At 69.6% G+C, this 6,372-nt stretch carries 7 protein-coding genes; 3 read left to right on the top strand and 4 right to left on the bottom strand.

Going from position 1 to position 6,372, the window contains the following annotated elements:
- The first annotated feature begins 128 nt into the window (after positions 1-128).
- Both ACIBEA_RS43890 and ACIBEA_RS43885 read left to right on the top strand, forming a co-directional pair.
- Positions 129-1,130, top strand: coding sequence for a DNA polymerase thumb domain-containing protein (locus ACIBEA_RS43890; protein ID WP_399270079.1), 1,002 nt, complete (start codon positions 129-131; stop codon positions 1,128-1,130).
- A 312-nt stretch (positions 1,131-1,442) separates the two neighbouring features.
- On the top strand, positions 1,443-2,123 hold the full coding sequence (locus ACIBEA_RS43885; protein WP_399270077.1) for a hypothetical protein: 681 nt from the start codon (positions 1,443-1,445) through the stop codon (positions 2,121-2,123).
- A gap of 193 nt (positions 2,124-2,316) precedes the next feature.
- On the opposite strand, the gene ACIBEA_RS43880 is transcribed toward ACIBEA_RS43885, so the two are convergent.
- The 3 genes from ACIBEA_RS43880 to ACIBEA_RS43870 all read right to left on the bottom strand — a co-directional run bounded on the left by ACIBEA_RS43880 (position 2,317) and on the right by ACIBEA_RS43870 (position 4,535).
- Positions 2,317-3,039 carry an HNH endonuclease family protein gene (locus tag ACIBEA_RS43880; protein WP_399270075.1) on the bottom strand — a complete coding sequence of 241 codons (723 nt, stop codon included), beginning with the start codon at positions 3,037-3,039 and terminating at the stop codon, positions 2,317-2,319.
- Positions 3,040-3,624: 585 nt separating this feature from the next.
- Positions 3,625-4,104: a nucleoside 2-deoxyribosyltransferase domain-containing protein gene (locus ACIBEA_RS43875; protein WP_399270073.1), complete on the bottom strand. Its 480-nt coding sequence runs from the start codon at positions 4,102-4,104 to the stop codon at positions 3,625-3,627.
- Positions 4,105-4,118: 14 nt separating this feature from the next.
- Complete coding sequence (locus tag ACIBEA_RS43870) at positions 4,119-4,535, bottom strand: HIT family protein (RefSeq protein ID WP_399270071.1); 417 nt, start codon at positions 4,533-4,535, stop codon at positions 4,119-4,121.
- Positions 4,536-4,729: 194 nt separating this feature from the next.
- Between ACIBEA_RS43870 and ACIBEA_RS43865 the strand changes: the two genes are divergently transcribed.
- Entirely contained in the window at positions 4,730-5,623 is an 894-nt protein-coding gene (locus ACIBEA_RS43865) for a nucleotidyltransferase domain-containing protein (RefSeq protein ID WP_399270069.1), read from the top strand.
- A 487-nt stretch (positions 5,624-6,110) separates the two neighbouring features.
- On the opposite strand, the gene ACIBEA_RS43860 is transcribed toward ACIBEA_RS43865, so the two are convergent.
- Positions 6,111-6,372: transposase (locus tag ACIBEA_RS43860; protein WP_399270067.1), on the bottom strand; the 262-nt coding region annotated here is incomplete at its 5' end.

Genomic DNA, 6,372 nt, shown 5'->3' with positions numbered 1-6,372 from the left:
CATTCGTCAGTTCATGCCGACGCACCATGACCGACTCCTGCCCGGAACGGCAGTAGATCCACCATCCGGGCGAGAGCCATCAGACACGGCCTAGGGCACCGGAGCCCAGGTTCGGCGGGGTGATCGCGATGACCACCGTGGACCGGAGCATCCTCCACATCCACCTGCACGGCCTCACCCCCGCCGACACCGCCCGGTACGAGCAGGTCCTCACCCTGCTGCGGGACATCACCCCCGCCGTCCAGGCCCTGCCGCCCGATGCCGTCGTCATCGACATCACCGGCGCCCGCCCCTACTTCGGCCAGAGCACCGAAGGCCTGGCCCACCTCGTCCGCCTCCGGATCACCGCCCACACGGGCCTCCACACCACGATCGGAGCCGGCCCAAACCGGGGCCTGGCCGCGATGGCCGCCGCCGTCACCCCGTCCGGCGAACTGCGTACGATCGCCGACGATCCCGCAGCAATCCGCGCCTTCCTGCGGCCCCGCCCCGTAGGGCTCCTCCACGGCGTAGGGCCGGCCACCGCCAAGACCCTGACCCTCCACGGCCTGCACACCATCGGCAACCTCGCCGACGTCCCCCTCCTCACCCTCCAACGCCTCCTGGGCATCAGCCTCGGACGCGCCCTCCACGAAGCCGCCCACGGCCACGACAACCGACCCGTCCTCGCCGAACCGATCGCCCAATCCATCAGCGCCGAGCACCGCTTCACCACCGACGAACTCGACTCCGCACAACACCACCGCGCCCTCCTGGCCCTGACCGGACACCTCGGCGCCATCCTGCGCGCCGACCGGAAGGCCGCCGAAGCCATAGCCCTGACCGTGCGCTACGCGGACGGCTCCACCACCACGCGCAGCCGCACCCTCCCCGAGGCCACCGCCCACACCTTCCTCCTCACGCGCACCGCCTACGACCTCTACGCCACGCTCTCCCTGCAACGCGCCCGCGTACGAGCGATCTCCCTGCGCGCCCAGGGCCTGCGTGCAGCCGACGAAGCACCGCGCCAACTCACCTTCGATCCCGACGTCGACCGCTCGCTGGCCATCGAGGCCGTCACAGACCAGGCCCGAAAGCGCTATGGCAACGATGCGATCAAGCCGGCCAGCTTGGCGCACACACCGCGCTGAACGCCTCTACAAATGGCGGCCGTGGGCCCGCTGTAGGGGGCCGATCTGCTTCAGCAATCGAGCCCGTATCTCAGCATGAGATACGCACTCGATCGGCTACTTGAGCAGAATCTGCGCTGCCCAGATGTTGCCGGACACTCCAGGTGAGCATGAAGTCGAGGACGAACAGCACCACAGCCAAGGCCCGGTTCCGCCACACCCCGTGTCCGCCCCGGAGCGACGGCCGTTGTAAGCGATGGCGCGACCCCCTGCCGCGTCGCCGCGTGCGGCGCCGCGGCCAAGCGTCGCGTGAACGAAACCGGAAGGTCGACGATGACCGAGCAGCACCCCACCGGAACCGAGGGTCTCCGTGCCGTCGCCGCAGCCCTCCTGGTCGCCTTCGAGAACCTCGGCGCCGAACACGAAGCCCTGACGGAAGAAGAAAAGGCGACCACGGCCAAGGAGCGGCAGGGCACCGTACGCCGCATGATCCAGTCCATCGTGGACGCGGACCGCACCCTGGCCCACTCGGTCGACTTGGTGGCCACGGTCTACGGAATGCGAGCCCTCTGCATCCGCGGTCAGATGACGAAGGGCGCCGACGGCGGCGACTACCGTCCGCTTCTCTCCCTCGGCAATCCCGACGAGGTCCTCTACGAGACCGCCTCGTACCTCCAGGTCGTCGTGCAGCGCTTGGGCGAGGCGTACGAGCCGACGAAGAAGTACCCCGGCCTCGCCGTCGCCCGGCGGCCGCAGGAGATGAGGACGGTCCTATCGAGCCTGGGGGCCGCCCTTGCCGGGCTGTGCGCCGAGATGATCACCATCGGCCTGTCGGAGGACCCTGCCGAGTTCGACTCGTGTCTCGCCTTCCTCGACGAGTTGGAGAGCAGGACGTGCCGTCTCGTGCCGCCCCAAGCCACCGGTCCCACCGCCGACGACGTGACCGCCGCGATCCTCGCCAGTCCCGAGATCGCCCGCGCGGCCGCCGCAGCACTGAAGCGCGCGACCGCCTGACACGCCGCTCGAGTACCGGCTCTGCACAGGGTTTACCCTCGGGCTGGAAGGCAGATAGCGCCCAGACCACCTGATCGTGTTCATCGGGCTGCTCGAAGACGCCGAGCAGCCCGAGGCGAACCGCATGGCCGCTGGCGAGCTGAGGTTCCGTACCGGTTCCCGCCTCAACTGACCTTGGTCCGGTCGCGTGCCGCTAGGGCGCGGGCTCGTAGACGACCGTGGTGGTCGGGCAGTCCTCGGCGAGCCCGAGGAGGGCCTGGCGCTCGGCGTCGTCGGCGGTCAATTTCCAGCGCAGCTTCGTCGCGGTCCACTGCGCGGCGTACTCGCAGTGGTAGCCCCCCGCCGGCGGCAGCCACTGCGCCGGGTCCTTGTCGGCCTTGCTCCGGTTCGACTTCGCGGTCACCGCGATCAACGTCAGCGGGGAGGCCTGGTCGTTCGCGTACGCCTCACGGCGCGCCGCGCTCCAGGCGTAGCCACCGGAGTCGTGGACCTCGGCCAGGGGCACAAAATGATCAACATCAAGTCCGGCTGCGTCCGTGACGGTGACGTCGTCGTACGGGGACACCCACACGCCGCCTGTCAGCTTGCACCCCGGCGCGACGGCCGGGGGCTCGACGGCCTCGGAAAGGATCACCTCTTTGCGGGTATCACAACCGTCAGTGGGGTTCAGCCCACGGTTCCAGTGCTTGTACAGATCCCTCTTGTAGCCCTCGCGCTGTTCGTCGGCGACCGGGATCAGGTCGACCGCCTCGTACAGCGGCAGCGGCGCCCGAAGCGCGAGCGCCCCGGCCGCTGGGGCACCAGCGGTGGCGGCCGGGTGTGTTCCGGCCGCGTGCGCAGCCGGAGAGATGGCGAGGACGGGAAGGGCAGCGAGGGCGAGCGCGGGCAGGCCGCGCTGAAGCAAGTTCTTGATCACGCCCCGCGTTGTAGCCCGTCGGACAGGGCCTTCGGGAGAGGACAAGAGGGTCAATCACCCGGCTGGGCGCCGGAATTCACCGCTGAAACGGCACTTCAGCCAGGCCAAGGTGCACAGGATCACCGTGTGCCTGTCCAACCAGCGGAACAGGCCCTTGCGCCGCTGAGGCAGCGCAGGGCTGGTGGATAGAGCCGCATCGGCGGGATCACCGGCGCGATGGCTTCAACCGGCGCCCGGGCAGCGGCTACCGCTGTCGGCCGCAGGAGCGCTCCAGGCCCGGCTCAGGGTGCGGCTACCCACCGCTTGGGCGCGCGGCAGCCCTCCCGTGGGGAGCCGGGAGGGCGCTGGGCCCGGGATGGTCCGGAGCCACAACCTATGGGCGGGAGCGTCCAGGCCGGTAGGCACATGACAGGGGAGATTCCGGATAGCAGAACGCTCGTCCCAGAAGGGCACGCGCCCCGAGGCGGCGCGGTCAGGTAGTGGAGGCCTCTACGGGAGGTCGAGGCCTCGTCCGAGTCGCGCTTCCGGAAACACGCAGTTGAGGGCCACCGGGGCCGACCCGGTCGCGGGGCGGGGCCAGGTAGGTCACGGCGAGGTGGGAGCGGCGGTGACGAGTTCCAAGGCGGCGGCCACCGTTCCGGCTAGCGTTTCACGGACCGGTGCCTGATGTTCGCGGGCGACGTAGATCAGGTAGCGGTTCCTCTGCGGATCCGGGCAGTCGGGAGGACAGCCGAGGACGACCTTGCCGCTGCCGACATCCAGCCCGAACTCCACGTTCGTCGTCATGCCGGGGAGATGGGTCAAGTCGCGGGGGATCCAGAAGAGGATGACGGTTGCGGAAGCCCGTGCGGTGGTCTCCCAGCCGACCTGGTCGTCGTAGTGCGCAGCCCTTCTGCCGCCCCGCGACTCGGGGCTGAGCACGTTCAGCGTACGGCTGGAGGTCCACTGCTTCGTGAGTTCTACGAGCGCGGCGGGCCGCCATGACGCCACCGGGCCTCCAAGGCGCGGGGTGGGCCCGGCCAGGAATACCGACGGTCCGGACGCGGGGAGTGGCTCTCGGGCCATGACGAGCCGGATGGTCACAGTGGACTTCCGGAGATGTTGGTACGGGTGGGCGGGTGTGGGGTCCAGGGCAGCATGAGACCGTCGCCGGCGGAGCGAGGCATCAGGTGAATGTGCAGGTGGTAGATCGTCTGGGTGGCGTCCGGTCCGACGTTCGCGATCAGGTTGAGGTCGCTCTTGAGGTCGGCACCGAGCTCGCAGGCCCGCATCATGGTCGATCCGGTGATGACTGGGTCTTCAATCGCGTCAGCGACATGTGCGCGCGGAATGACCAAGACGTGGCCGTCCGAGACACCGCCCCGGGGGCGAATGGCCAGCGCATCGGGCCACTCGCGGATCACGGACGCCGGGGCCCGGCCAGCAGCGATGTCACAGAAGACGCACGCTGCCGGAGTGCGCGAGGAGAGGCCGGCTAAGGCGACAGGAACGCTCATGAGGCCATCTCAGCGGCCCGCGCGGCCGCTGGGAAGGAGTTGCCCGTTGCCCTCCACGCCTTCATGTCCCCGCCAGCTCCGCCCCGGGGGACGTGGCGGTCCACCTCCGTGAACCTGCATCCTTGCCGACGGCGGACATAACGGTCCAGCCCGGCCACTAATCTGGTACTCGGCGTGAATGAGGGAGGCCTCACATGAAGCGAGCGCGAGCGGTCGAACTGGTCGAAGGAATGCTTCGCCGGCTAGAGGGCCATCAGGAATGGCCGCTCCAGCTGGTCCAGCAGATGTGGCTCTTCGGCAGCTTCGCGCGCGGCGCCGCCGAGCCCCACGACGTCGACGTGGCTGTCCGCTTCGAGCGCGACGAACGGATGACCCAGGCCGTCGTCCAAGCCGTATTCTCCGGGGGCAACCCCTACGCGCCGCTGCGCCGCGCGCTCGCGGGCTCTTCCCGCGGGTTGCAATTCCAGTTCGAGGACTCCGCGCGCGAACAGCTGGAGGCCGAGGGCACGTTCATGCTCCCGCTGTGGCAGCGGGGCGACACCCTCGACCAGGCTTTCGGCGTGCTCCACGCGATCGCCGAAGATCCGGAAGCCGGCCGGGCCGAGCGCCACGACATGATCGACGCGTTCGACGGCCTCGACCGCTACATCCCCCGCCAGGTCCGGGCGGAGCTGATCGGGTGGCAGCAGCAAGGGGCCATCACCATCTCCCGCATCACGCTGCCCGACGCGCCGGACGACACCGACCTGCTGATGACCCCGGACATGCGCTGGTCCTTCCGCAGGTGGGGCGATGACAGTCCGCTGCGCCGTGCGGCACTGGCAGGGCTGGCCCGCATGAAGGAACTCGACGTCGAGCTCGACGACGTCGAGCTGGCCGGTCAGCGGCTGCCCACTCCCCGACGCTGCGCGGGACACCGGAGCGAACCCCGTTGGTGGATCAACTGGAAGTGGCAGGGCTACCAGAGCATCCCGTACTGCCTCGCCAGCGGAGACGGCTGGCTGGAGGTGGTCCAGCCCACGCGCACGCGCCCCCTGAACGCGCTGGTGATCCAGTCCGGTCCGAAGGCAGCAGCCCTCCACAGCTGACCACCCCGGCCAGCGGGCCGGGCTAAGGCCATCTGCGCCGGCTGCTCCGTGCGCACCGAATGCCTCGCCGAGCCCCGGTTCCCCTCGAACGATGGAGAGGCCCTTCGCCCGTGTGCTGGCGCCGCCGCTGAGGCGATGGCGCGAGCCGCCGGATGCCGGGGGCTCGGGCATGCTCGGCGGGCGCTGATCAGACGGTTCCCAGCAGCGTGAGCCCGTTGTCCGTCAGGACGCGGATTGCCTGCACGCGGGACAACCCGTTGCAGGCGGCCCAGTCCTCCGCGTCCACCACTTCCGGGCTGTCGCGCAGTTGCGTACGCAGCGGGGGTGTTCCCGGCGGCAGAGGGTCGGCGTGGCGGGGCAGGATTGGGCGGACGTGCAGCTCCTCGGTCCAGCGGTCGTCCGGAGCGGGTCCGATGTATGCCTGCGGGTGACCGATGGTCAGGGTGGCGCGGTAGCGCCAGCCTTTCGCGTTACTGACTTCGGCGTTTCAGGGTGAGGTTGGGGTGTCGAGGGTGAGTCCGGTGCCAGCTATGAAGCCGTCGAGGGTGTGGGGCCGGTATTGAAGGCGTTTGAGGCGGTTGCGGACGAGTGTCTCAAGCCGGTCGAGGGCCATGACGGCGAGGTTGGCGAGGCTGCGTTTGACGTGGGCCCACACCCACTCAACGGGGTTGAGGTCGGGTGAGTAGGCGGGCAGCAGGAACACCGTCAGCCATGCCCGCTCGGCGACGAGGGCCCGCATCCTGCGGGAG

The sequence above is a fragment of the Streptomyces sp. NPDC051555 genome, assembly GCF_044454405.1.
Classification (GTDB): Bacteria; Actinomycetota; Actinomycetes; order Streptomycetales; family Streptomycetaceae; genus Streptomyces.
Note: the sequence above shows the minus strand (reverse complement) of the source record. Positions and strands in the feature narration are given on the sequence as shown.

What these genes read in the sequence shown, in the direction of transcription:
- ACIBEA_RS43875 (WP_399270073.1), bottom strand. Translation starts at nt 4,104, where the DNA reads ATGGCCCGAGAGCCACTCCCCGCGTCCGGACCGTCGGTATTCCTGGCC.
- ACIBEA_RS43870 (WP_399270071.1), bottom strand. Translation starts at nt 4,535, where the DNA reads ATGAGCGTTCCTGTCGCCTTAGCCGGCCTCTCCTCGCGCACTCCGGCA.
- ACIBEA_RS43890 (WP_399270079.1), top strand. Translation starts at nt 129, where the DNA reads ATGACCACCGTGGACCGGAGCATCCTCCACATCCACCTGCACGGCCTC.
- ACIBEA_RS43885 (WP_399270077.1), top strand. Translation starts at nt 1,443, where the DNA reads ATGACCGAGCAGCACCCCACCGGAACCGAGGGTCTCCGTGCCGTCGCC.
- ACIBEA_RS43865 (WP_399270069.1), top strand. Translation starts at nt 4,730, where the DNA reads ATGAAGCGAGCGCGAGCGGTCGAACTGGTCGAAGGAATGCTTCGCCGG.